The sequence below is a fragment of the Pseudoalteromonas sp. TP27 genome, from assembly GCF_056470645.1.
The window spans coordinates 110,294-133,891 of sequence record NZ_JARDAK010000001.1 but is presented as its reverse complement, the minus strand read 5'-3'; the positions used below and the strand labels follow the sequence as shown (position 1 = coordinate 133,891).

The window sequence follows — 23,598 nt, the reverse complement described above, 5'->3', positions numbered from 1 at the left end:
TTCTTTCAAATATTCGGTAGTAAATATAAACTGCGTCCGCCCTAGGATATAACCTTGTTATATCGATTTAGTGAGCTGGCCAATATAATCAATGGAATGAATATATGAACTACGTTGAACAAATAAATAAGATTAAATCGTTAGTTGAATATTACACTTGTCAATTTAATCAGCCTATTAGTGAGTTACTAAATAACCCCTCAAGTGAATTTAAGCAATCGGCTTATCGTCTTTTTTACGAACTGATTAAGTTTAAAAACCCTTCTTTTTGCCAAGATCCACACCCTATAAATGAGATATTTAGCTTAATCAAACATTCAATTTCTTGCACTGAACATTCAGAAAAGTCAGCACTTGAATGTGTTGAACGTTGGTGGCTTGAATGGTACTTCACGCTAGAAATGGATGCCAAACTTGCATCAAGCATAACTGACATTCCTGCGAGTTATGTATCATCAAACACACAACACCCAATGCGTAAACATGAGCTAAGCCATTACGCTAGGTTGTTTACTGTGCTGCCAATGCCAATTTGTAATGTGTGTGCTCGAACTGGTGATCTATTAAAAGTAAATCAACGCTTTGTTGATATTTTTGGTTACACGTTAGATGAAGTTCCTAATTTAGCTGCTTGGTGGGAAAAGGCTTTTCCAGATCCAGAGTATAGAAAATCAGCCAAAGCATTATGGAAAAACTCTTTGCAGTTTGCTAAGGAAAATAACAACGATATTCCTGCAAATGACTATCGTGTTCGTTGCAGTAATGGTAGCGAGTTAGTGATGGAAGTGTCGGGTATTGATAATGGCGATGAATTTATTGCAGTATTTTACGATGCCACTGAACGTCTAAAAGCACAAGATATACTACGTGATATGGCTTTTCTTGATTCGTTGACAAAAATAGCAAATAGGCGCCGCTTTGATGAGCAGTTTGCGTATGAGTTTGAGCGATTAAAAAGCAGTGCCGACAAACTATCTATGATCTTCATTGATGTTGATCATTTTAAAAAATTTAATGACCGATACGGGCATGTAACTGGCGATATTTGTCTGCGTGATGTCGCACAAAAAATTGCAGCGACGGTGAGTCGGCCCGAAGACTTTGTAGCGCGGTATGGCGGTGAAGAATTTGTTGTGTTATTACCGCAAACAGATACGCAGGGTGCACTTTTCATTGCAGATCAGATTCAAAAAGCGATAGAAGAGCTAGCAATACCGCACCAAGATAGTTTTACAGGAGTTTTGTCAATCAGCATGGGAGTTAACACAGCGGATGCGAACGATGACAAACTTGTCTTTTTAAAAGCAACCGACAGTGCTCTTTATTATGCAAAAAGACAGGGACGAAATTGTATTGCACTTAGCTCTGAACATTTGTAAATATGCTTCTTTAATTTTAGGGCGTGTTGATCTTTGTGGATTTAAATTTATTCTATCTAGTGGCGATTTAGTCGCGGCGCGAGGTTGTATCCTAGTGGGCTCGGTAACGGCTCCTGCGTTACTCTAATGGCTTACATCTCTGTAAGAATAACAAAGCCGAGCAAAGCTTCCGCGTCCTGCTCACGCCTTTTATCTACATCCATGTAGGCAACAAAGAGTTAATCGCCCCTAGCACGAACCCAAGGGCAGCGCATGTTTGGCATTTATGCTGTGCTACCGCCTATTTATGGGGAATAACCACACACCATAGGCGCTGCCTTGTCTGAAATTCAACCTCAAAAGATCAGCACGGCCTAATTAATTATAGATAGTATCTAGATTAAGAGGCTGTTTGTGTAAGCTATCCTCTATGCATTTTAAAACTAATGGGCTTCTAAGGGGGAGTGTCTTAATTTGTTCTAGGGTATACCAATCAGCAGAGATGATATCTGGGTCGATAGGTTTAGGTATTTTAAGGGTATCGCACATTTCAAATATAAAACAAAATCGTAAATAATGAGTGCCGTTATCAGCATATAAGTTGTAAATGCCTAATAAACCTAGGGGCAACAACGTTAATCCAGTTTCCTCAAGTAATTCTCTGCTCGCGGCTTGTGCAAGCGTTTCGTTTAGCTCTAAATGACCCGCAGGTTGATTGTAGCAAACCTGCTGTGTAAATTTATCGCGCTCTTTGACGAGCAAAAACTCATTTTTCTTTTTTACTATTGCTGCAACTGTGACATGCGGTTTATGCATCAACTACACCCTTAATTACTCTGTATTCACCACAATTAATATCATCCAACGTATAGTTGCCAATGCTATAGCGAATAAGGCGAAGTGTAGGGTGGCCAATATGCGCGGTCATTCGACGAACTTGTCTATTTTTACCTTCGTTAATGGTAATACTTAGCCACGTAGTTGGGATTGCTTTTCGCTCGCGTACAGGGGGATTACGCGCCCAAATTGTAGGCTCATCTATTATTTTAACGTTAGCAGGGAGTGTTAGCCCGTCTTTAAGTTTTACACCATTGCATAAATCGTTAATTGATTCACTTGTTGGTTCACCTTCAACTTGTGCCCAGTAGGTTTTATTGGTTTTTTTATCAGGTGCAGTTAAGGTGTTTTGTAATTTACCGCAGTTTGTTAAAAGCAATAAACCTTCACTGTCTCTGTCTAATCTTCCCGCTGCGTAAACTTCTTTAATAGGGATAAACTCTGCAAGCGTTTGTCTGTCGGCGTCATCTGTAAATTGGCATAGCACATCAAATGGTTTGTTGAATAATACAATTTTTCTGTCTTTAGATGCTATTTGCGGCTTTATCTCTCTTTTACCTGAAGGCGTTTTGTTAAGTGCACTGCGTGAATAAGTTCGGCCAGTACTTCTTTTAGGTTTGGCTTGTGTTACTTGATTATTGCTTGATTTGCTTCTCATTAGATACACCTAGCTGGTTTTGGTAATCCGGCAATTTTTGTTGCTTGTTTAGCAGGGCCTTTAGGAAATAATTTATATAAATAAAGGCTATTCCCTTTGTCTTCACCGAGTGCTTTAGCCATTGCTTTTACAAGCATTCTAATGGCTGGGCTGGTGTTATACTCAATATAAAAATCACGAACAAAATTAATGACTTCCCAGTGTTGTTCACTAAGTGTAATGTTTTCTTGGATAGCAATTATAGGTGCAAGTTCCTTTGACCATAAAGTATGGTCAAGCAAGTAGCCTTGTTTGTCGGTTTCAATCTGTTGGTTGTTAAATTCAAGCATGGGTTACCAGGTAATTGATTGATTAGTTGATAAAGTCAGTGCTACAAAGTCTTCATAGCTAATGGCTTTATCGTTATCTGTTAATTTTATTGCACGTACTTGCGCGTCTTGCTCAAGCATTAACAGTGTATCTGCAAATTGCCTAAATTGTTTTTTTGCAAAGCAGGCATCACCCACAAGTAGCAAATTATCGGTTGATGAAATTAAATTCTCTAGCTGATTTGCGCAGTAATAATTAAGCGGCTTTGAAAATATATGTAACGTACTCATAGGTTCACCACATGCTGCTGCGCTTTAATTAATGTTTGTTGTTGGCTAAAGTTAAGTGCTTTTACCTCTATGAGCAAATCATGCTTATTTAAACCATAATCAAGCAATGACTTTTCACACACGTAGATGTTTTCAACATCATAGATTTCGAGTGTTTTAATGTTTTTAAAAAAATCTTTTAAGCCAATATTGTTTGGTTGTTGATGCTTTTTTAAAGCCAAAACGGCGGGGCCGCTAAACAACCAACTCACATTTTGGTCAACGGCAGCAAATATCAATGTCATATCAAGTGCATCACGAATATTTAAATCGTCAAATGGGCTGCACTGACTCATTACTAATACGTTTATCATTTAAATTGCACCCATTTATCAGCGTCGCTTGCAAGCATTGCAAATTCAGCTAACCCTGCGACATTAAATACACCTGTGTTTTTAATATCTAACCCGCGTTTTTCAGCGGCGGTAACACACAGCATTAAATTTAGTTTTTGATCGGCGAGTTGCTGCCAAAGTGCTGAAATTTGAAGTTCGTCTGAGGATAAATCAAAGTGGGTAGATGCATGATAAATACCTTGCTGGTATAAAAAAATAGCATCAATGGTGTGCCCTTGGGCTAAACATGTATTCGCAAACTTAACTAATCTTTGCGTTGTATCGTGATCGGATGGTGGTGTATGTAATGAAAGAACAAAACGTGACAAAACAATTCCAATAAAAAAGCCCCAATTAAGGGGCTATTTTAACAGAACTATTTAATTAGTCATCACTTGCGCCAAGTAGAGCAAGTAAAGACGTAAATAAGTTATATACGCTTAGGTATAAAGACACTGTTGCGCGAATGTAGTTGGTTTCGCCGCCGTTGATAATTCGGCTTGTATCGAATAAAATCAAACCAGACATGATCAATACAACTGCCGCATTAAGCACCATAAACATTAGTGAACTGCCAACAAAAATATTAACGATGCTAGCTACAATCACAACGATTAAGCCAACCGTTAAAAAGCCACCCATGAATGAGAAGTCTTTTTTAGTGTTCAGTGCATAAGCAGATAAACCAAAAAAGATAAGCGCCGTAGAACCTAACGCTTGCATAATAAGCATTGGGCCATTAGGCATTGCAGCATAATGGTTAAGTAATGGACCTAAGCCTGCGCCCATTAAACCAGTAAAAGCAAATACCCAAAATACGCCTGATGCAGTTTCTGCTTTTTTGTTTACAACAAATAATAAACCGAATGAAACAAGTGTAAATACAATTCCCATAAAGTAAGGCAATTGTAGTGCCATTGAAATACCGGCTGTCACTGCACTAAATGCAAGTGTCATCGCTAGTAAAAAATAGGTATTTTTAAGTACCTTGTTTGTTTCAATGGTAGACATTACCGGCTTAGCGGTATTGTACGATTGATTGAACGCCATTGTAGAGCTCCTTTAAGTGAAACGTGTGTGTTTCGATAATTTAACTAAAATTAGATTAACAACTCTTATATGTTTGGGCAAACCTTTGTAGATCAATAGAGTTAAATATTTAAATAAATGTGCATTGGAGACTAAATTAAAAACATTTCGCTCTAACTTTAGACAAATTAATTGTTTTTTAGGCACTTAAACAATTAATTTAAAAAAAAGCTTCACAAAAGCGATGGGTTTCCCTATTATGCAGGCCGTGCGGAGAGATGGCAGAGTGGTCGAATGCACCGGTCTTGAAAACCGGCATGGGTTTATAGCCCATCTAGGGTTCAAATCCCTATCTCTCCACCACTTATTTAATAAGTGTGTGGTAATTAAAGTATCATTCATTTAAATAGTTATTAGTACACTCTTACTTTTAACTTAGCAGTATCGGAGAGATGGCAGAGTGGTCGAATGCACCGGTCTTGAAAACCGGCATGGGTTTATAGCCCATCTAGGGTTCAAATCCCTATCTCTCCACCATATAACAAAAAAGCCCGCTAATTTAGCGGGCTTTTTTGTGTCTATAGAAAACTAAAATGCATTATCGTTAAATAGACTTCATATATAAGCCGATTGGAATTACTTACCATTTTATATTTACTGAGAAAATGAAACCAGTAATTAGCGATGAATTTGTGGTATTTTATTAGCAAGCGTGTTTTTAAAGGTATGTAAAATATGACGTTGTGGCTTAAAGATGATTTAGCGTCAAGAAAGTTGGTTGTATACAGGGCAATTTTATTTTCGATAGTAACTCTATTTATTCTATTCGTATTCCAACCTTTTGGTACAACCAACGATACTGAACCTTATAAATTACTCCGCCTTTCTGGTTACGGCTTAGTCACATTTTGTGCTTTATTGCTTTCGGGTTTTATTGAGATATTTTTAATTCGGTTAAATCTTAGCAATAAACTTCGAATAATAGTGACCCCCAGCCTTTATATTTTAATTACTGCTTTGTTTAACCACGGATATTTTGTTGTTGCTATGTTAGGGGCTTGGCATTGGCAAAACCAAATACTCTTCATTGTATATACATTAGCAGTTGGGTTATTCCCGATTAGTTTCATATTTGTTGTCAATCGTCATGCAAAGCATATGGTCTTAACAACTGAAATAATACCGGTTGCTAAGACTGAACAGCGCTCTTGTGAAGAGATAGAAAAAAATAACGTTCCCCCACATAGCCTAATAACACTTATTGGCGACAATAAAGGTGACAAGCTAACAATTGCGCTATCGGATATATTGTTTATTAAGTCAGCCGATAATTACTGTGAGCTCGCAACGATAGAAAACGCTGTTGTTTCTCATAAATTGCTGCGTATAACGTTAACTGGTTTATTAAAACAATTACCCCAAAATACATTTTTATATCGCTGTCATCGGTCTTATGCGGTTAATTTACAATTAGTCGCAGTAAGTAAAGGGAATGCCGGAGGGTTACAGTTATCGATGAGCTCATTTGATTTCACAATTCCAGTTTCGCGAACTTATGTTGATGCCATTAAACAAGCCTTGTTGTTAACCCCAGATGTTTGTTAATGGCCCCAAAAACGTGTAGTTAGCACCTAAAAATGAAATTTAGCCCTAATTGATCGATTTCATGATTAGTGATTGCCATGATTAAGTTGAATTTAAAATTGTAACTTAAGAAGGTACCTATGAAACATACAATTAAAGCACTGCTACTAATCATCACATTTATATTTTGTCATTACATGATGAAAGAGTTCTGGGGGGATAACTGGGTAAGTGTCCTATCTGATCTTGATCAACAATCATCCCTTTTGTTATTTCCCGCTACATACTTATTTATTTATGGGCCATTGTTAGTTGTGGCAACATTATTATTTAAACATGAGAGTTGGTACAACGTTTTAGGTGTCGACATTGAAGGTTTTCAACGTTATTTACTCGCAGCGGTGGTCTGTTGCACACCTATGGTGCTAGGTTACGCTTATTTAAGTAACGCGCTAAACCTTTCAATTACGGGAATAATTACAGGTTCAATATACGCGGGAGTTTTTGAAGAAATAATTTTTAGGGCTGCTTTGTTCGGCGTGTTATTTCGTTTTTGTCGTTGGGGGTTTATTCCTGCCGCATTAATTAGCTCAACGATATTTGGTTTGGGTCATATTTACCAAGGACATGATGCTATTTCAGCTGTGATGGCTGTTGCAATTACAACAATAGCAGGAACTTGGTTTGCGTGGTTATTTTGCGAATGTGGATACCGTATTTGGTTTCCACTATGGATGCATATATTTATGAATGCGGCTTATGGCATATTTAGCATGTCAGGTGGTGCAGCAGGGGACTTAAAAGGCAATTTGTTCAAGGCGACTGCAATAATTTTAAGCATACTCTACGTAAACTTACTTATCCGTCGTGGTAAGCCGCGTCAAATAACACTCTCTACATTATTTAAGAAACGTCCAGGTTTTTCGTCTCAACATTATAAATTAGCAACACAAAACACTTAAAGGAGATAATAATGTTTGAATTATTTTTAATTATAATGATTTTTTTGTCGCCTTTTTTACTTTTAGTGCTAATTAAAAATTACTTTACTAATAAAGCGACTGCTAAAGAGACGTTACTTTTATTACAAGATAAAAATCAGAAAAATACGATTGTTAAGATGCAAAAAAAGTTAGACTTTTTAGTTGAAAGAGTCATAGTGCTTGAAGAGTTGGCGATAAATAAAAATAGCGATTTATCACAAAAAATAGCTCAGTTGTAACTGCTGAGCTATTTGTTATTTCTTTTAAAAACTGGGCTTTATTAAATTACCTAGCCTATATGTTGTATGTTTTATCATCATAAGTTACGACCATAGTCTCTATTTCTAAGCTTTAGAACTTGGTGCATGCTTAATACATTAAATTTTATACGCTGTATTAAGGATTATTAGATGAAACATCAACTTGCAAAAAGCGTCGCGCTTTCATTATTGTCCCCAGTAATTATTGGCAGCTTGTTAGGATTGTATTATGCGTTAACGCTACAGGGGGATTTCTTATCTGTATTTTTTCAACTGTTGATGACGGCTATATCAAATGCACATATTGTAGGTTTAACAATGGCGGCCTTTGTTGTGCCAGGATACTTACTGATGTTTAAATATTCTAAAGTTAATTATTCAGGTGTATTAACGCTTGGTTTATTAGGTGGCGCTATATTTAGTTATTTATTAAGTGCCTCAACTGGCGAGATATTTTTGATTAATAGTGTTATGTCAGCATTTGCAGCTGGACTGTTTTTATTTGGTCTTCGTAAATCGGTAAAAAAATAATCGCAGCATTATTAACCAAGCACGCTGATAAACGGTGCGATTTCCTTTTTTTTACCTCCAAAAGGTTCCAATTTTTCACGACAAAGAGTACCTTTAGCTACTGTATGTTTAATAAGAAGTAGTTTGGTATGCAAAAGCACGATTTTTACCAGTCATTAGTTAAGCAAACACAATCGCTGATAGCTGGTGAATCTAATGTAATTGCCAATTTGGCAAACATAAGCGCGCTGTTATTTACCTCTTTAGAAGATGTAAATTGGGCGGGTTTTTACTTTATGGATTCTCCTACTGAGTTAGTACTTGGTCCGTTTCAAGGCAACCCTGCATGCATCCGTATTCCTGTTGGAAAAGGGGTATGTGGAACTGCTGCTGCAAACGCAGAAACACAATTAATTGAAGATGTTCACGCTTTTGACGGGCATATAGCCTGTGATGCTGCGTCTAACTCTGAAGTAGTTGTACCTATCATGAAACATGGTGAAGTATTTGCAGTACTAGACATTGATAGTCCAAGTATTGGCCGATTTGATGCTGATGACAAAGCTGGCCTTGAAGCGTTAGTGAAATGCTTAGAGGCGAGCCTGTAATGAAAGATTTGCTAAATGTTCAAGACTACCTATTTGCTGTGCAAGATGTTGGCGATTGGGAAGGCGAAGAAGAGCATGTAGCGGAAACGCTCAATGATTTGATTCATATTGCATGGGATCGTCTTCCAGATGATTCAGAATGTGAATTTATTGATGAAACAATTAATGGTATTTGGGAACACCTTCGAGGTGATATGGCTGTTATAGAAGCCGATTTCGAAGAGTTGGTCGACTGGGTAATACACTACGTTGATTCGTCCCTTGATGAAAAGATGTGAAAAATAGGTTCTAAAATGGAAACCACAAACAAGCTAAAAGATATTAATGAAGTGTTGGAATTTTTATATCAAGAATTTCCACAATGTTTTAAACAAAAAGATGGCATCAAGCCGCTTAAAGTCGGTATTTTTAAAGATATTGCTGAGCGTATTGAAGGGTCTGAAAAAGTAAGTAAGACTCAAGTTCGTCAAGCGCTTAGAAAATACACGTCTAACTGGCGTTATTTAGAAGCTGTGACTAAGTCAGAGTTTCGTATTGATCTTGATGGCAATCAAGGTGAAAAAGTTGAGCAAGAGCATATCGACCATGCGCAAAAAGCATTGGAAGAAAGCCGCGCTAAAATGGCAAAACGCAAAAAACAACAGCGTCCACGTCAAGATTCTGATTCTAAATCTTTCAAGAAAAAACCAGCTCATGCTAGCAAAGCAGGCGATAAAAACGCACCTGCAGCTAACAAACCTGCTAAAGCAGCGCCGGCTAAACGTTCAGGAAAAATTGAACCTTTACCAGCAACTGAGGTCAAGGTTAATAATAAGGTTAAGGTTAAACTTGGCCAAGCACTTGTAAATGCAGTAATCACTGAAGTAAACAAAGATGACGTTCATGTTGAATTAGTGACAGGTATGCAAGTTAAAACCAAAGCTGACAGCTTATACATCGTTTAAGTTGTCAATAAATTAAGGAGTTGTGTATGAGTAAAAAGTTTACGCTCATTCCGTTAGTTGCTGCCCTGTTTTCAGGTTCATTATTTGCTGCTGTTGAAGCCGTCACAATTGACGATTTACCCCAGCTTAAGCAAGAGAGTCAACATGGTACTGCTAGCAAACGAGTGGCTAGCTTATTTGCTCGTTCACACTATACACCGGTTCGATTTAACGATGAGCTTTCTAGTAAAGTGTACGATCGTTATATCGAATCCCTTGATTTTAATAAAAGCGTTTTCTTAGCAAGCGATATCGCCTCTTTTGAGCAATACCGTGATGACTTTGATAACGCTATTACTACTGGCAAATTAGACTTTACGTTTGATATTTTTAACTTAAGTCTTAAACGCCGTTTTGAACGTTACGAGTATTCACTTACTTTACTTGAAAAAGAAATGACGTTTGATAAAGAAGATGAATACTTTTTTGACCGTGAAGATTCAGCATGGCCGGTGTCTCAAGCTGAGCTAGATGAAATTTGGCGTGAACGTGTAAAGTACGATGCACTGCGTTTAAAAATGACGGGTAAAGATTGGGAAGGCATTAAAGAAGTGCTGACCAAACGCTATAAAAATGCAGAAAAACGTTTAGTACAATCTAATTCAGAAGATGCATTTCAAATTGTAATGAATTCATTAGCGCGCAGTATTGAAGCGCATACGTCTTATTTATCACCACGACGTGCAGAACAATTTAAGCAAGATATGGATCTAGAGCTTGAAGGCATTGGTGCCGTATTAAGCCCTGATGAAGATTACACAGTTATTCGCAGTTTAGTGCCTGGTGGTCCTGCGGATAAAACAGATCAGATCAAAGCTGATGATCGCATTATCGGTGTTGCCCAAGATGGCGAAGAATTTGTAGATGTAATTGGCTGGCGTTTAGATGACGTAGTTGATTTAATTAAAGGCCCTAAAGGGACTAAAGTACGTTTGCAGTATTTAAAAGGTGTTGACGCTCATGGTGCACCTAAAGTTGTTGAAATCACGCGTGATAAAATTCGACTTGAAGATAGAGCGGCTAAATCAGAAGTATTTGAAGCAAAGTACTCTGATTTAACAAGCAAAGTAGGCGTGATTGAAATTCCTGGCTTTTACAATAACCTTTCGAAAGATGTAAAAGTTGAATTAGCTAAACTTAAAGAAGAAAAAGTTGATGGTATTATTATCGACTTACGCCAAAATGGCGGTGGTTCTTTATATGAAGCAACACAGTTATCTGGTTTGTTTTTCGATCAAGGTCCTGTTGTTCAAATTCATACCTTGAACAACCGTATTGAAGAGCAGAAAGACCGTGACGGTATCACTTATTACGATGGTCCTTTAACTGTTTTAGTTGATCGTTACAGTGCCTCTGCTTCTGAAATATTTGCAGCAGCAATGCAAGATTACGGCCGTGCGGTTATTATTGGCGAGCAAACATTTGGTAAAGGTACTGTGCAGCAGCACAAAGGCTTAGGCCGCGCTTACGACCTATACGATAATGCGCTGGGTAGCGTGCAATATACAATTGCTAAGTTTTACCGTATTAACGGTGGTAGTACGCAACATAAAGGTGTTATTCCTGATATTTCGTTTCCATCTGCAATCGATCCTGCACAGTGGGGCGAAAGTAAGCAAGATAATGCACTTCCATGGGATAGCATTGTTAAAGCGAAATACAAAAAACTAGGTAATTTAACACCTATTATTACGTACCTAGAGAAACAGCACGAAGTACGAATTAAATCAGAGCCAGAATTTGGTTATGTATTTAGCGACATTACTTTATATAACGAAGAGAAAGACCGTAAAACTATCTCTTTAGTTGAAGCAGACCGCATTAAAGAAAAGGACGAAGGTGAAGCACGTGCACTTGTACGTACTAACGAACGTCTTAAGCGCTTAGGTAAAGAGCCGGTAGAAAACTTAGACGATTTACCAGAAGTAATTGAAGAGCTTGACCCATTTTTGGAAGAAGCTGCATTAATTACTCAAGATTATATTAATTATGGTCGTATAGCTAAGAAGTAACAACTGGTTTTACCTCTATAAAAAAGGCGCTTTAGCGCCTTTTTTACTACCTAAAATTTACTAAATTGTTATAATCCCTGATTACATAAAGTTGAGCTAGGTCAATCATGCTCAATTAATGCGCTTTACGTGCTAAAAATAATAATTAAACACACAACAAGTGTGCAGGAGTCTCTACTTTGAAGCTATTGGATGATAAACCAATCAAGCCCGCCTCGTTTTTTGATGCATTAATTCCTATCACTGTATTAATTTGTTTGCTTGGTGCAGCCGTATACTTATTTGGTGATAACTCTTCTTCAGGTCCTAACCAAATTGCACTTTTATTTGCTACTTTTGCAGCGGCTTTAATTGGTCTTAAAAATGGTTATACGTGGAAAAAATTAGAACAAGCTATGATCGAAGGCATAACGCTTTCGCTTGGTGCTATCTTAATTTTACTTATGGTAGGTGCGTTAATTGGTACTTGGTTACTTTCGGGCACGGTACCCACTTTAATTTATTATGGCTTACAAGTTATAAACCCTAGCTGGTTTTATGCAGCGAGTTGTTTAATTTGTGGCATTGTAGCTATGAGCATTGGTAGCTCTTGGACTACGGCCGCTACGATAGGTGTTGCTTTATTAGGCGTTGCTACGGGTCTTGGGCTTGAGCAAACAGTTACAGCGGGCGCTGTTATATCGGGTGCGTACTTTGGTGATAAGCTAAGCCCGCTGTCAGAAACTACAAACCTAGCACCAGCCGTAGTTGGTGCAGATTTATTTGAGCATATTCAACACATGCTATGGACGACAGTACCGAGCTTTGTAATTGCACTGGTTATATTTATATTCATGGGCTTTAATGCAACGGCTTCAAGCGAAGCAGGGCGTATTGATGAAATAACAGCTATTTTACAGCAAAACTTTAATATTGGTTTTGAAATGCTGATCCCGCTAATTGTATTATTAGTTTTAGCGATTAAAAAAATGCCTGCGTTTCCTGCTATCTCTATTGGTGCTGTTGTGGGCGCTATTTGGGCTATGTTATTTCAGTCAGATTTAATTGCTAGCCAAATTGATGTGTCTCAAGGACAGTTAGTAGGTTACTTTAAGCTTGTTTGGACTACGTTTTTTGATGGTTTTAGTATAAGCACAGGTGATGATAAAATGGACTCGCTACTCAGTGGTGGCGGTATGTCCGGAATGCTCACAACCACATGGCTTATTATGACTGCACTGATGTTTGGTGCCATCATGGAAAAAACAGGCCTTCTGGACATTTTTGTTAAAAGCATACTTAAAATAGCTAAAAGTACGGGTTCATTAATTACAGCAACAATTGCAACCTGTATTGGTACAAACGTTATAGCAGCCGATCAGTATATCGCGATTGTTGTCCCTGGCCGTATGTTTAAAGATGAATATGAAAAACGTGGTTTGAAGCCTGTTAATTTATCTCGTACATTAGAGGATGGCGGTACAATTACTAGCCCACTTATTCCTTGGAATACTTGTGGTGCTTACATGCAAAGCGTTTTACTAATAAACCCTTTCGATTATGCACTCTACGCTTTCTTTAATTTAATTAACCCTGTTTTAGCAGTTGTTTATGCCTACTTAGGTATTAAAATTTTACGTATTAAACCAAAACAATCTGCCTAATTTTAATAGCGCCTTTTAACTTTAAAGGCGCTATTTTGGAGTATCTATGACTGAATCAAGCAAACCTCAAGCACAATACCTTAAAGACTATAAAGCCCCAGACTTCCTAATTGACCACACAGAGCTAACCTTTGACTTACAGCCATTATCAACAAAAGTCAGCTCTTTACTAACACTTGTTCGTGTTGGTGATAAAAATACACCTTTAGTGCTTGATGGCATTGATTTACGCTTACTGTCTTTATCTATTGATACGGTCGATATAACTGATTATGAAATTATTGGTGAGCAACTAATAATTAATAATCTGCCGGATAGTTGCCAATTAAGTATTGTGACCGAGATATCGCCTGAGACGAATACTTCTTTAGAGGGTTTGTATTTATCTGGCGGTGCGTATTGTACACAGTGTGAAGCGCAGGGTTTTAGAAAGATCACCTATTACATGGATCGCCCTGATGTACTTGCCACGTTTGATGTAACTATTATTGCCGATAAAAAGTATCTACAACTTCTTTCTAATGGTAATCAAGTAGACAGTGGTGAAACACAAGATGGTCGTCATTTTGTGAAATGGCAAGACCCATTTAAAAAGCCGAGCTATTTATTTGCACTTGTAGCGGGCGATTTTGATGTTTTAAAAGATACGTACACGACTAAAAGCGGCAGAGATGTAGAATTAGCATTGTTTGTTGATAAAGGTAATTTATCTAAAACACCCCATGCTATTGCCTCACTCAAAAAGGCAATGCAGTGGGATGAAGAACGCTTTAATTTAGAGTATGACCTTGATATTTATATGATTGTAGCCGTCGATTTTTTCAACATGGGCGCGATGGAAAATAAAGGGCTAAACGTTTTTAATAGTAAATGTGTATTAGCGAATCAAGAAACAGCCACAGATAAAGACTATCATACGATTGAATCCATTGTAGGGCATGAGTATTTTCATAACTGGACTGGTAATCGAGTTACTTGCAGAGATTGGTTTCAGTTATCGCTAAAAGAAGGCTTAACTGTATTTAGAGACCAAGAGTTTAGTAGTGATTTAGGTTCTCGTGCACTTAACCGTATTGATGCGGTTAAAGTCATGCGTACACATCAGTTTAGTGAAGATGCAGGCCCTATGGCTCACCCAATTCGCCCTGAGAAAGTTATTGAAATGAATAACTTTTATACTGTCACTGTATACGATAAAGGTGCTGAAGTTATCCGTATGATGCACACATTATTGGGTGAAACTAACTTTCAAAAAGGCATGACGCTTTATTTTGAGCGCCACGATGGGCAAGCAGTTACATGTGATGACTTTGTAAGTGCAATGAGCGATGCATCAGGCGTTAATTTAGGGCAATTTAAGCAATGGTACAGCCAATCAGGTACACCGCGTTTAAATGCAATTCAAAGCTTTGATAGCAACTCTAATACATACACTTTGACAATAGAGCAAATAGCACCAGCTAATCAGCCAGAGAATAAACCGCTTCATATTCCATTTGCTATTGAATTACTTGATACTAAAGGGAAAAGTATTGCTCTGCAATATAAAGGTAAAAAGCTAGATCATGTACTTGACGTAACAAACACAACTCAAACATTTACCTTCGATAATATTTTAGAAAAGCCCGTTGCCGTTTTACTCGAAGATTTTTCTGCGCCTTGTATTTTAAATCAGCAAACAACAGAGCCTGAACTATTACATATTATGCGTTTTGCGCGCAGTGATTTTTCACGTTGGGATGCACAACAGCAACTATTTATTAAAGCCGTTAGGGCACCAATCACCGATGCAACGAATAGCGTATTAAGCAGCGAAATTATAAATGCGCTACGTGTACTTATAAACACTAAAGAGGGCGATTTAGCTTTAATTGCAGAGCTGTTTAAATTGCCAAGTTTTGACACGTTAGCTGCTGAATTTGATGTAATACCTGTAGATGAAATTATCAAAATAACAGAAAAGTTTGAGCAACAAATTGCTGATGGACTTGCTGATGAGCTGCTTAGTTGTTACAAATCTCTTGAAGATGATGGGAGTATAAGTGCAAGCGCAGTTGCAAACCGTGCCTTGAAACAAATATGCTTACATTATCTAGCTAAAACACAAAAGCCAGAAGCTGTAACCTTTATTAAGGAAGCTGCAAACTCTACTAATATGACTAATGTACTTGGTGCCCTAAGCGCTGTGGTAAAAGCTTCACACCCTGTTAAAGATGAGCTTTTAAGTCACTTTGACAGTCAATGGCGCCATGATGTTTTAGTGATGGATAAATGGTTTGCATTACAAGCTATGCAATCGGGCGGTAATGCAATAGAGAATATTAAAGCACTTTACGAACACCCGTGTTTTGATTTTTCAAATCCAAACCGTGTTCGTGCGCTTGTAGGAAGCTTTAGCCATTTTAATACAGCGCAATTTCATCGCGCTGATGGCTTAGGGTATACGTTATTAGGAGATTTATTAATAAAGCTTAATGCGATTAATCCGCAAAATGCATCGCGTATGCTCACGCCTTTCATGTCGTGGAAGCGTTACGATGATGTACGCTCACAAGCAATGAAACTGCAATTACAGCGCTTAGCCAATTTAGATGGCCTAAGTGCTGACTTGTATGAAAAGGTTGAAAAAGCGCTCGTATAAATGATTGAGTATTATTTTACCCTAAGATTGAGCTATAACGAATGCATGGATTACTACCATGGCCGTTTTAGCTCATTGCAAGTTGTAGAAGATGGCGGGAAAACGGTACGTTTTTCTGCTAATCATTTAAGACCTTTTATTACCAGCCTAGGTATAAGAGGGCGTTTTAGAATATTATTAACCCCCGAAAATAAATTCATTCGTATTGAGCGCGTGGCTTAGCTCCCTGTTTTCATGTTATAAAAGCATAAAAATATTGTCTTTTTGTTAATTTCAATTTGTCCTATTGTTAAATAACGTGTATAAATTATCTGGTACGACGTCTTACCAATACGTAAGCGTCAACCAGAATAAGAAATATATGACAGATTGAATGCGAGTATTTGTAATTTCAATGATTCGCTTCTATCGTTACGATGACACTAAAAACAATAACTTGATCACACAAAATGACCCGCGACAGGGGGGAACCAAAATGATAAGAAGATCGCTTTTTGTTAAAAATAAAATCGCTATAGGTTTAGCAGCCGCTAGTTTAGGTTTATCTGCAGCCAGTACTCAAGCTGTAACATTTGAAGCTGGGGGTTTTGATATTACCTTCGACTCAACCTTTTCATATGGGCAAAGCGTCCGTGTAGAAGACAGGGACTTTAACTTAATTGGTAAAAGTAATAATCCAGCTTTTGACTGGACAGGTTACAACCCTGCACTAAGTAACACTATTTACTCATCACAAGATGTATGGGCACAACCCGGCTCTTACTCAAACAATGGTGATGCGGGTAATTTAAATTTTGACAGTGGTGACTCATTCTCAAAACTATTGAAGGGAACACACGACCTTTCAATAAATAAAGATAACTACGGTTTGTTCACTCGCTTCATGTATTTTTATGACTTTGCGTTGATGGATGGCAATCATGCTTATTCAAATCCTACATCTGGGCAGGACGTTGATCCGTGTGACGATAAAGACACTAAAGCACAAAGTTGTGCCGATATACGTTTACTAGATGCGTTTGTATGGGCTGATTTTGATTTAAACGATGGTAATAACCCTTTATCAGTTCGTTTAGGCCAACAAGTAGTTAACTGGGGTGAAAGTACGCTTATATCTCATGGTATTAACGTAAACCCAGTTGATATTGATCGATTGAAAGCGCCAGGTGCTGAGCTTAAAGAAGCATTCATACCTGTGGGCATGCTTTGGGCATCGCTTGGTATTACTGAGAACATTACCCTTGAAGGTTTCTACCAATACCAATGGCAAGAAACGCGTTTACCAGCAGCTGGTACATATTTTTCGACTAATGACTTTGCTGCAGAAAATGGTTATCAGCAAAATGTCCAGTTAGGCTTTACGTCTAGCCCTGATATTGATGTTGCTTTTTTAACAGATAGTTTAAATAATTTAACCTCTGACTTTGCATTAGCAGCAGCTGCACAAGGCATAGATCCTTCAAGTGCCGAAGGGAGTGCTTTATTAGCTCAAATGTATCTTGCGTATCCAACTAAGGTCGCGCTTAAAGGTAAAGGGGATAATGGTAAATCAGAGCCAGAAGATGGCGGTCAGTACGGTCTTCGCTTAGGGGTGTTTTTACCTGAGTTTAATGATACTGAAATTGCGTTATACCACGTGAACTACCACAGTCGTCGTCCGCTTATCTCTGGTCGCGTATCAAACTTTTCGCAAGCTGCTATAGCTCAAGATTTAGCAATGATTATGACTACAGAGATCACCTCTGATAATGTTGCTGATTTAACTGCTTTTTCTAAAGCTGAAAACGACTACCCTGAAGATATTAAACTATACGGTTTAAGCTTTAACACCACTATTGGTGAAACAGCTTTTGCGGGTGAATTTGCTTTTCGTCAAGACGAGCCTCTGCAAATTGATGACGTAGAGCTTTTGTATGCAGCTATGCCTGAGCAATTAGCGGTTGCTGGTATCCGTCCTGATTTTGCGGGTATTTCACAAATGAGTTTAGGCGACGACACCAGTGTTGTAGAACCTGGTCAAGTTGCTCAAGGGTATATTGAACGTAATACATCACAATTACAGTTTACTGCAACACATTTATTTGGCCCTTCATTAGGGGCTGATAGTTGGGCTGTTGTTGGTGAAGTGGGTGCTGTAAAAATTCATAACATGCCTGAATACGACGAAATGCGTTTAAACGTATCTGGTACTGGGCGAAGTGGCGTTATTACTGGGCCTGGTACTACTGATTACTCAACATTGCAACTTGGTTTATCAAATGGCGCAGAGCAAAAATCATTTGCTACTGCATCTTCTTGGGGATACCGCTTAATTGCTAAAGGTGATTATTATGACCTTTACGATGGTATTAATTTCTCTCCTCGTTTTGTATTTTCTCATGACGTAAATGGTAATACACCAGATCCTATGTTCTTATTTATTGAAGACCGTAAATCTTTAGGTGCGACCATGAACTTTAACTACCAAAATGCGTGGTCACTTGACGTGAGCTATAACGCATTTTGGGGCGGCGGCGATATTAATACTTTCTCAGACCGCGATTACGTTTCTTTTAACTTAAAATATTCTATTTAGGGGTAACATTACTATGATTATAAAACCTACCCTCATTGCTACTGCTTTTTGTAGCTTGTTTGCAAGCAGCGCAGCTTTGGCAAAAATGAGCGCTGATGAAGTTGCTCAATTAGGTCAAAATTTAACGCCATTAGGCGCTGAAAAAGCAGCGAATGCTGATGGCTCTATTCCAGCATGGAATAATGGCATTATATCTGCTCCAGCAGGCTATGAACCGGGTATGCATCACCTTGACCCATATACTACTGACAAAGTGCTTTTTACTATTGATAAAAGTAATATTGAAAAGTACAAAGAAAATTTAAGTCCGGGTCAAATTGCTTTATTTGAAGCATATCCAGATACATTTAAAATGCCAGTGTATGAAACACGTCGCTCTGCGTCTTATCCACAGTTTGTGTACGACGCAACTAAAAAGTTTGCACCAACAGCTGAACTAATTGAAGACGGGAATGGGATCAAAAATACGGCAATTGGTATTCCTTTCCCTATTCCTAAAACGGGTTTAGAAGCTATTTGGAATCATTTATTACGTTACCGTGGACAGTCTATTGAGCGTTTTGCCGGTCAAGCAGCGCCAACAGCATCGGGTTCTTATAACTATGTTGGCTTTGATGAGCAGTTATTGGTTAAATATTCAGATCCGAGTGCAACACCCGCAGAGCTGCAAGACTCAAACATTTTGTTTAAGTTTAAACAAAGTGTTACAGAGCCTGCACGCTTAGCAGGTACAGCACTGCTTGTTCATGAAACGATGGACCAAATATTAACGCCACGCCAAGCATGGACTTACAACTCGGGACAACGCCGCGTTCGTCGTGCACCTAATGTTGCATATGATGCACCAGGAACAGCAGCGGATAGCTTACGTACTACTGATGACTTTGACATGTTCAATGGCTCACCTAATCGTTACAACTGGACGTTGAAAGGTAAGCAAGAATTATACATTCCTTACAACAGCTATAAGCTTCATAGTGATAAGTTAGAATACGATGACATTTTAATGCCTGGCCACATAAACCCAGAGCATACACGTTACGAAAAACACCGTGTTTGGGTTGTTGAAGCTAACTTAAAAGACGATACACGCCATATCTATAAAAAACGTGTGTTTTACATTGACGAAGATAGCTGGCAAGTACAGGTTACGGATATTTATGATAACCGCGACCAACTTTATCGTGTAGCAATGGCTTATGGCCTTAACTACTACGAAGTACCTACACAATGGAGTACGCTTGAGGTTTACCATGATTTGAATTCTCGTCGTTATTTAGCAATTGGTTTAGATAACCAAGAAAAAATGTACGATTTTTCACAATCGTTTAACGATAACGAATTTACGTCAAGCGCATTACGTCGCGCAGGTAGATAGTTAGAAGTAAGGCACTTAACGTATGTTAAGTGCCTTTTCCTTTCACATCGCGTTTGTCTTATACCAAATCGCGCAACGCTTTCCTCAGTATATAAAGACAAACAATTCTCTCGTTCAAGGCGATTAAAATTTATGAAGTATTTAGTATATGCCAGCCTGATCATAAGTGGTGCGAGTGTTGCTCAGGATGTTCCTGAAAATGCAATCAGTGCAATTAAAGCAGATAAAACCCTACTTACTGATATAACAAACACAGGTAACGGGCTAATTGCAGTAGGCAAGCATGGTACCGTTATTAAAAGTGATACAGGTAATAAATGGCAACAAGCTGAACTTGTACCGACTCAAGTGCTATTAACAGCTGTTGACTTTAGCGATGAAAATAATGGTTGGGCATGTGGACACGATGCAACAATTATTAATACTACCGATGGTGGTGTTAATTGGCAGTTACAACAAGAAAAACCAGAGCTAGATAAACCCTGCCTTGATATCCTATTTGAAGATGATTTAAACGGTTTTGCTGTAGGCGCATACGGTATGTTTTACCAAACTACCGATGGCGGTAAACATTGGCAAAAGCGCTTTTTAGATTCTTTACTGTTTAGTGATGACAGAGATTACTTAAACGATTTAAAAGAAAACGATCCAGAAGGGTATGAAGCAGAAACAGCTTCTATTTTACCGCACTTTAATCGAATCGAAATAACAGATAACGGATTAATGTTGGTTGGTGAAATGGGTTTAATGGCCAGAAGCATTGATGATGGCGAAACTTGGCAAAGGATTGAGGAAGTTTATCCTGGTTCATTCTTTGCCGTTGCATCAGATAGCACGCAAGAAATTGTAGCAGGGCTTCGCGGTAACGTGTTTGCTAAGCAAAATGGCGAACAAGAGTGGCAGCATTTCGAAAATATTAAAACAGCGACAATTAACAACATCATTAATTACAATAATAAGCAATGGCTCATGCTTGCCAATAGTGGTGTTATTTTTCACCTTCAAGATGGATTACTTACCCATGAGCAGTTAGCCGATGGTAAAGCAATTTTGGATGGCGTGATTTTAAATAACACACTAATCATGGCGACAGAAGATGGCATTAAAGTGAAGGAGTTGACCCCTTGATGCATAAGTTACTCGATTTTATAGAAAAGGCGATTTTTAGACATCGCTTAGTTATGCTTATAAGTTTTGCACTTATAACGTGTCTACTGGTATTTAAAGCGACTCAAATTCAATTAGATGCATCGTTTAATAAAAACATTCCGTTAAATCACGACTATATGAAAGTATACACCAAGCACGAAAAACAATTTGGCGGTGCAAATAGTATTTTAATTTCAGTGTGTGATGACAGCGGTAATATATTTAATCCAGAGTTTTTCACTCAATTAAAAGCGGTTCACGATCAGCTTTATTTTATTCCTGGCGTAAATCGTCCATTAGTTAACTCTATATTTTCACCCAGTGCTCGTTTTGTTGAAGTAGTCGAGGATGGCTTTGCAGGCGGTCCAATTATTCCTGCTAACTTTAAAGCGGATACGCGTGGTTTAGGTGTTGTAAAAGAAAACATCGAAAAAGCAAAAGTGGTAGGACGTATGATTGCCAGCGATTACTCGTGCGCAATGGTAACGGCTCAACTTTTAGAAACAGATCCACAAACACAACAAAAGTTAGACACATTAGCTTTTGCACAAAAGCTAGAAAGTGATTTAAGAGAGCCTTTAAGTACTGATAAAGTAAGTATCCATATAATTGGCTTTGCAAAAATGGCAGGCGATATAGCTGAAGGCGCAAAAGGGGTGGTCGTATTTTTTGCCATTGCTATCGCCTTTACTTTTGTTATGGTTTGGCTATTTTGTGGCAGTTTAAAGCTGACTGTTTTGCCTATCGCATGTTCTATTATTGCTGTTATTTGGCAATTAGGCCTGCTTTCAAGTTTAGGATTTGGTCTTGATCCGATGTCTATTTTGGTGCCGTTTTTAGTATTTGCTATTGGTGTAAGTCATGGTGTGCAGATGATCAATGCGATTGGTAAGAAAGTAGGCGAAGGTAAGAGTACGCGTATTTGCTGCCAATCAAGCTTTAGAGCTTTATTAGTACCCGGTGGTATTGCACTACTTTCAGACACCGTTGGCTTTTTAACATTACTTACCATTGATATTGGTATTATCCGCGAACTTGCTATTACAGCGAGTTTAGGTGTAGCCGTCATTATATTTACTAATTTAATATTATTGCCGGTTTGGGCATCGTACATGAACTTTGAAAACAGTGTACATATTCAATCTGGTGACGCTGCAAAGCCTAACATGCTTGATAAAATTCGGGACCTTCTTGTAAAAGCAACAGACCCTAAAGTAGCTAAAATGATTATTGGTTTTACCCTTGTTTTATTTGCTCTAGGTTACTGGCAAGCAGATAAAATGCGTATAGGTGACTTACACGCAGGGGCACCGTCTCTGCATCAAGATGCGCGTTATAACCAAGATACATTTTTAATATCAGACAAGTACACTATTTCGTCAGATATCTTAAAAGTAATAGTAGAGGCATATCCTGCAGCATGTACTGAACATGATGTTATGGAGCGCATAAGCCGTTTTCAATATAAAGTAGAAAATGTGACCGGTGTGCAGTCTGCTGTTAGTTTGAGCTCTGTAGCTCAATCGGTTAACGCAGGGTACAACGAAGGCAATCTGAAATGGCAGAGTTTGCCACGAAATTCAGCAAGCTTAGTACAGTCAACATCTCGAGTTGAAACAAGTACAGGTTTACTTAACGGTAACTGCTCCGTTATGCCTGTGATAATATTTTTAGATGATCACAAAGCACAAACTATCGATACTGTGATTAAAAGTGTTAAGCAATTTGCTAAAGAAGAGGGCACTGATGAATTAGCATTTAAATTAGCGTCTGGGCCTGTTGGTGTAATGGCAGCGACTAATGAGTCAGTTGCAGAGGCGCAAATACCAATGATGCTTTACGTTTATGGTGCCGTTATTATTTTATGCCTAATGAGCTTTAGAAGCGTAAAAGCAACAATAGCCGTAGTATTGCCGCTTTATATTGTATCAACACTTGCACAAGCGCTTATGGTTCAACTAGAAATAGGCTTAACGGTGTCTACACTGCCTGTAATTGCGCTAGGTGTTGGTATTGGTGTTGATTATGGTATTTATATACTGTCGTCAATGATGGGGCAGCTTAAGCAAAACGTACCACTGAGTATTGCTTATCGTAATGCACTTGTTGAGCGTGGTAGTGCTGTCTTGTTTACGGGGATTACATTAGCTATTGGTGTGAGTACGTGGATATTCTCAGATCTTAAATTCCAAGTTGATATGGGTATATTGCTAACCTTCATGTTTTTAGTAAATATGTTGGGTGCAGTGTTGTTATTACCGGCGATTGGTAGCCTTCTCTGGACTGACCAGAAAAAATAATGTGAATAATTTTGCTCCTAAATGGCCTGTAAAGGCCATTTATATCTACAATTTGTGAATAGATGACCAAATAGCTGAAATGCTTAAAATGTTTTCATCGAAAAGGCTGTTTATTAG

At 38.2% G+C, this 23,598-nt stretch carries 23 protein-coding genes and 2 tRNA genes; 18 read left to right on the top strand and 7 right to left on the bottom strand.

Annotation, left to right across the window (positions count from 1 at the left end; all coding sequences use genetic code 11):
• Positions 1-104 precede the first annotated feature (104 nt).
• Complete coding sequence (locus PX700_RS00595) at positions 105-1,379, top strand: sensor domain-containing diguanylate cyclase (RefSeq protein WP_479519541.1); 1,275 nt, start codon at positions 105-107, stop codon at positions 1,377-1,379.
• A 357-nt stretch (positions 1,380-1,736) separates the two neighbouring features.
• On the opposite strand, the gene PX700_RS00590 is transcribed toward PX700_RS00595, so the two are convergent.
• From PX700_RS00590 to PX700_RS00560, 7 genes are read right to left on the bottom strand one after another with little or no spacing between them, the layout of a single operon-like run.
• Complete coding sequence (locus tag PX700_RS00590; RefSeq protein ID WP_479519540.1) at positions 1,737-2,174, bottom strand: NUDIX domain-containing protein; 438 nt, start codon at positions 2,172-2,174, stop codon at positions 1,737-1,739.
• Positions 2,167-2,853: a pseudouridine synthase gene (locus PX700_RS00585; RefSeq protein ID WP_479519539.1), complete on the bottom strand. Its 687-nt coding sequence runs from the start codon at positions 2,851-2,853 to the stop codon at positions 2,167-2,169. The genes PX700_RS00590 and PX700_RS00585 overlap by 8 nt, the downstream gene beginning before the upstream one ends.
• Positions 2,853-3,182, bottom strand: a complete 330-nt coding sequence (locus tag PX700_RS00580) for a TusE/DsrC/DsvC family sulfur relay protein (RefSeq protein WP_138489138.1) — start codon at positions 3,180-3,182, stop codon at positions 2,853-2,855. Before PX700_RS00580 ends, PX700_RS00585 begins: the two co-directional genes overlap by 1 nt.
• Positions 3,183-3,185: 3 nt before the next feature.
• Positions 3,186-3,452: a DsrH/TusB family sulfur metabolism protein gene (locus PX700_RS00575; RefSeq protein WP_479519538.1), complete on the bottom strand. Its 267-nt coding sequence runs from the start codon at positions 3,450-3,452 to the stop codon at positions 3,186-3,188.
• Complete coding sequence (gene tusC, locus PX700_RS00570) at positions 3,449-3,805, bottom strand: sulfurtransferase complex subunit TusC (RefSeq protein WP_479519537.1); 357 nt, start codon at positions 3,803-3,805, stop codon at positions 3,449-3,451. Before tusC ends, PX700_RS00575 begins: the two co-directional genes overlap by 4 nt.
• Positions 3,802-4,155 (bottom strand): sulfurtransferase complex subunit TusD, encoded by a 354-nt coding sequence (gene tusD, locus PX700_RS00565; RefSeq protein WP_415636201.1) that lies wholly within the window; start codon positions 4,153-4,155, stop codon positions 3,802-3,804. Before tusD ends, tusC begins: the two co-directional genes overlap by 4 nt.
• A 55-nt stretch (positions 4,156-4,210) precedes the next feature.
• The gene (locus PX700_RS00560) at positions 4,211-4,876 is read right to left on the bottom strand and encodes a Bax inhibitor-1/YccA family protein (protein WP_197178127.1); all 666 of its coding nucleotides are present in this window, start codon (positions 4,874-4,876) and stop codon (positions 4,211-4,213) included.
• Between the two features lie 251 nt (positions 4,877-5,127).
• Here PX700_RS00560 and PX700_RS00555 point away from each other — a divergent pair.
• From PX700_RS00555 to PX700_RS00475, 17 genes are all read left to right on the top strand, one after another.
• Positions 5,128-5,218 (top strand) — tRNA-Ser (locus PX700_RS00555).
• A gap of 83 nt (positions 5,219-5,301) precedes the next feature.
• Positions 5,302-5,392, top strand: a tRNA-Ser gene (locus tag PX700_RS00550).
• Between the two features lie 198 nt (positions 5,393-5,590).
• Positions 5,591-6,460 (top strand): LytTR family DNA-binding domain-containing protein, encoded by an 870-nt coding sequence (locus PX700_RS00545; protein ID WP_479519536.1) that lies wholly within the window; start codon positions 5,591-5,593, stop codon positions 6,458-6,460.
• 119 nt (positions 6,461-6,579) lie between these two features.
• A complete protein-coding gene (locus PX700_RS00540) occupies positions 6,580-7,401 on the top strand; it encodes a lysostaphin resistance A-like protein (RefSeq protein ID WP_479519535.1) in 822 nt (273 codons plus the stop codon).
• Positions 7,402-7,412: 11 nt separating this feature from the next.
• Positions 7,413-7,661 carry a hypothetical protein gene (locus PX700_RS00535; protein WP_479519534.1) on the top strand — a complete coding sequence of 83 codons (249 nt, stop codon included), beginning with the start codon at positions 7,413-7,415 and terminating at the stop codon, positions 7,659-7,661.
• 171 nt (positions 7,662-7,832) lie between these two features.
• A complete protein-coding gene (locus PX700_RS00530) occupies positions 7,833-8,213 on the top strand; it encodes a hypothetical protein (RefSeq protein ID WP_007586920.1) in 381 nt (126 codons plus the stop codon).
• A gap of 128 nt (positions 8,214-8,341) precedes the next feature.
• Positions 8,342-8,800, top strand: a complete 459-nt coding sequence (locus PX700_RS00525; RefSeq protein WP_479519533.1) for a GAF domain-containing protein — start codon at positions 8,342-8,344, stop codon at positions 8,798-8,800.
• Positions 8,800-9,078: a hypothetical protein gene (locus tag PX700_RS00520; protein ID WP_166419658.1), complete on the top strand. Its 279-nt coding sequence runs from the start codon at positions 8,800-8,802 to the stop codon at positions 9,076-9,078. The genes PX700_RS00525 and PX700_RS00520 overlap by 1 nt, the downstream gene beginning before the upstream one ends.
• Before the next feature lie 15 nt (positions 9,079-9,093).
• Positions 9,094-9,744 (top strand): RNA chaperone ProQ, encoded by a 651-nt coding sequence (proQ, locus tag PX700_RS00515; RefSeq protein ID WP_024600504.1) that lies wholly within the window; start codon positions 9,094-9,096, stop codon positions 9,742-9,744.
• 26 nt (positions 9,745-9,770) lie between these two features.
• The gene (gene prc / locus PX700_RS00510; protein ID WP_415636196.1) at positions 9,771-11,795 is read left to right on the top strand and encodes a carboxy terminal-processing peptidase; all 2,025 of its coding nucleotides are present in this window, start codon (positions 9,771-9,773) and stop codon (positions 11,793-11,795) included.
• 179 nt (positions 11,796-11,974) lie between these two features.
• On the top strand, positions 11,975-13,438 hold the full coding sequence (nhaC, locus tag PX700_RS00505) for a Na+/H+ antiporter NhaC (protein WP_479519532.1): 1,464 nt from the start codon (positions 11,975-11,977) through the stop codon (positions 13,436-13,438).
• A gap of 46 nt (positions 13,439-13,484) precedes the next feature.
• Positions 13,485-16,079: an aminopeptidase N gene (gene pepN, locus PX700_RS00500; protein ID WP_479519531.1), complete on the top strand. Its 2,595-nt coding sequence runs from the start codon at positions 13,485-13,487 to the stop codon at positions 16,077-16,079.
• Positions 16,080-16,301, top strand: coding sequence for a DUF2835 family protein (locus PX700_RS00495; RefSeq protein ID WP_033011738.1), 222 nt, complete (start codon positions 16,080-16,082; stop codon positions 16,299-16,301).
• A gap of 253 nt (positions 16,302-16,554) precedes the next feature.
• Positions 16,555-18,654, top strand: coding sequence for a DUF1302 domain-containing protein (locus PX700_RS00490; RefSeq protein ID WP_479519530.1), 2,100 nt, complete (start codon positions 16,555-16,557; stop codon positions 18,652-18,654).
• A 13-nt stretch (positions 18,655-18,667) separates the two neighbouring features.
• On the top strand, positions 18,668-20,032 hold the full coding sequence (locus tag PX700_RS00485) for a DUF1329 domain-containing protein (protein ID WP_479519529.1): 1,365 nt from the start codon (positions 18,668-18,670) through the stop codon (positions 20,030-20,032).
• Between the two features lie 132 nt (positions 20,033-20,164).
• Complete coding sequence (locus PX700_RS00480) at positions 20,165-21,160, top strand: WD40/YVTN/BNR-like repeat-containing protein (protein ID WP_479519528.1); 996 nt, start codon at positions 20,165-20,167, stop codon at positions 21,158-21,160.
• Entirely contained in the window at positions 21,160-23,481 is a 2,322-nt protein-coding gene (locus PX700_RS00475; protein WP_479519527.1) for an efflux RND transporter permease subunit, read from the top strand. The genes PX700_RS00480 and PX700_RS00475 overlap by 1 nt, the downstream gene beginning before the upstream one ends.
• Positions 23,482-23,598 lie beyond the last annotated feature (117 nt).

What these genes read in the sequence shown, in the direction of transcription:
- PX700_RS00595 (WP_479519541.1), top strand. Translation starts at nt 105, where the DNA reads ATGAACTACGTTGAACAAATAAATAAGATTAAATCGTTAGTTGAATAT.
- PX700_RS00590 (WP_479519540.1), bottom strand. Translation starts at nt 2,174, where the DNA reads ATGCATAAACCGCATGTCACAGTTGCAGCAATAGTAAAAAAGAAAAAT.
- PX700_RS00585 (WP_479519539.1), bottom strand. Translation starts at nt 2,853, where the DNA reads ATGAGAAGCAAATCAAGCAATAATCAAGTAACACAAGCCAAACCTAAA.
- PX700_RS00580 (WP_138489138.1), bottom strand. Translation starts at nt 3,182, where the DNA reads ATGCTTGAATTTAACAACCAACAGATTGAAACCGACAAACAAGGCTAC.
- PX700_RS00575 (WP_479519538.1), bottom strand. Translation starts at nt 3,452, where the DNA reads ATGAGTACGTTACATATATTTTCAAAGCCGCTTAATTATTACTGCGCA.
- tusC (WP_479519537.1), bottom strand. Translation starts at nt 3,805, where the DNA reads ATGATAAACGTATTAGTAATGAGTCAGTGCAGCCCATTTGACGATTTA.
- PX700_RS00560 (WP_197178127.1), bottom strand. Translation starts at nt 4,876, where the DNA reads ATGGCGTTCAATCAATCGTACAATACCGCTAAGCCGGTAATGTCTACC.
- PX700_RS00545 (WP_479519536.1), top strand. Translation starts at nt 5,591, where the DNA reads ATGACGTTGTGGCTTAAAGATGATTTAGCGTCAAGAAAGTTGGTTGTA.
- PX700_RS00540 (WP_479519535.1), top strand. Translation starts at nt 6,580, where the DNA reads ATGAAACATACAATTAAAGCACTGCTACTAATCATCACATTTATATTT.
- PX700_RS00535 (WP_479519534.1), top strand. Translation starts at nt 7,413, where the DNA reads ATGTTTGAATTATTTTTAATTATAATGATTTTTTTGTCGCCTTTTTTA.
- PX700_RS00530 (WP_007586920.1), top strand. Translation starts at nt 7,833, where the DNA reads ATGAAACATCAACTTGCAAAAAGCGTCGCGCTTTCATTATTGTCCCCA.
- PX700_RS00525 (WP_479519533.1), top strand. Translation starts at nt 8,342, where the DNA reads ATGCAAAAGCACGATTTTTACCAGTCATTAGTTAAGCAAACACAATCG.
- PX700_RS00520 (WP_166419658.1), top strand. Translation starts at nt 8,800, where the DNA reads ATGAAAGATTTGCTAAATGTTCAAGACTACCTATTTGCTGTGCAAGAT.
- proQ (WP_024600504.1), top strand. Translation starts at nt 9,094, where the DNA reads ATGGAAACCACAAACAAGCTAAAAGATATTAATGAAGTGTTGGAATTT.
- prc (WP_415636196.1), top strand. Translation starts at nt 9,771, where the DNA reads ATGAGTAAAAAGTTTACGCTCATTCCGTTAGTTGCTGCCCTGTTTTCA.
- pepN (WP_479519531.1), top strand. Translation starts at nt 13,485, where the DNA reads ATGACTGAATCAAGCAAACCTCAAGCACAATACCTTAAAGACTATAAA.
- PX700_RS00495 (WP_033011738.1), top strand. Translation starts at nt 16,080, where the DNA reads ATGATTGAGTATTATTTTACCCTAAGATTGAGCTATAACGAATGCATG.
- PX700_RS00490 (WP_479519530.1), top strand. Translation starts at nt 16,555, where the DNA reads ATGATAAGAAGATCGCTTTTTGTTAAAAATAAAATCGCTATAGGTTTA.
- PX700_RS00485 (WP_479519529.1), top strand. Translation starts at nt 18,668, where the DNA reads ATGATTATAAAACCTACCCTCATTGCTACTGCTTTTTGTAGCTTGTTT.
- PX700_RS00480 (WP_479519528.1), top strand. Translation starts at nt 20,165, where the DNA reads ATGAAGTATTTAGTATATGCCAGCCTGATCATAAGTGGTGCGAGTGTT.
- PX700_RS00475 (WP_479519527.1), top strand. Translation starts at nt 21,160, where the DNA reads ATGCATAAGTTACTCGATTTTATAGAAAAGGCGATTTTTAGACATCGC.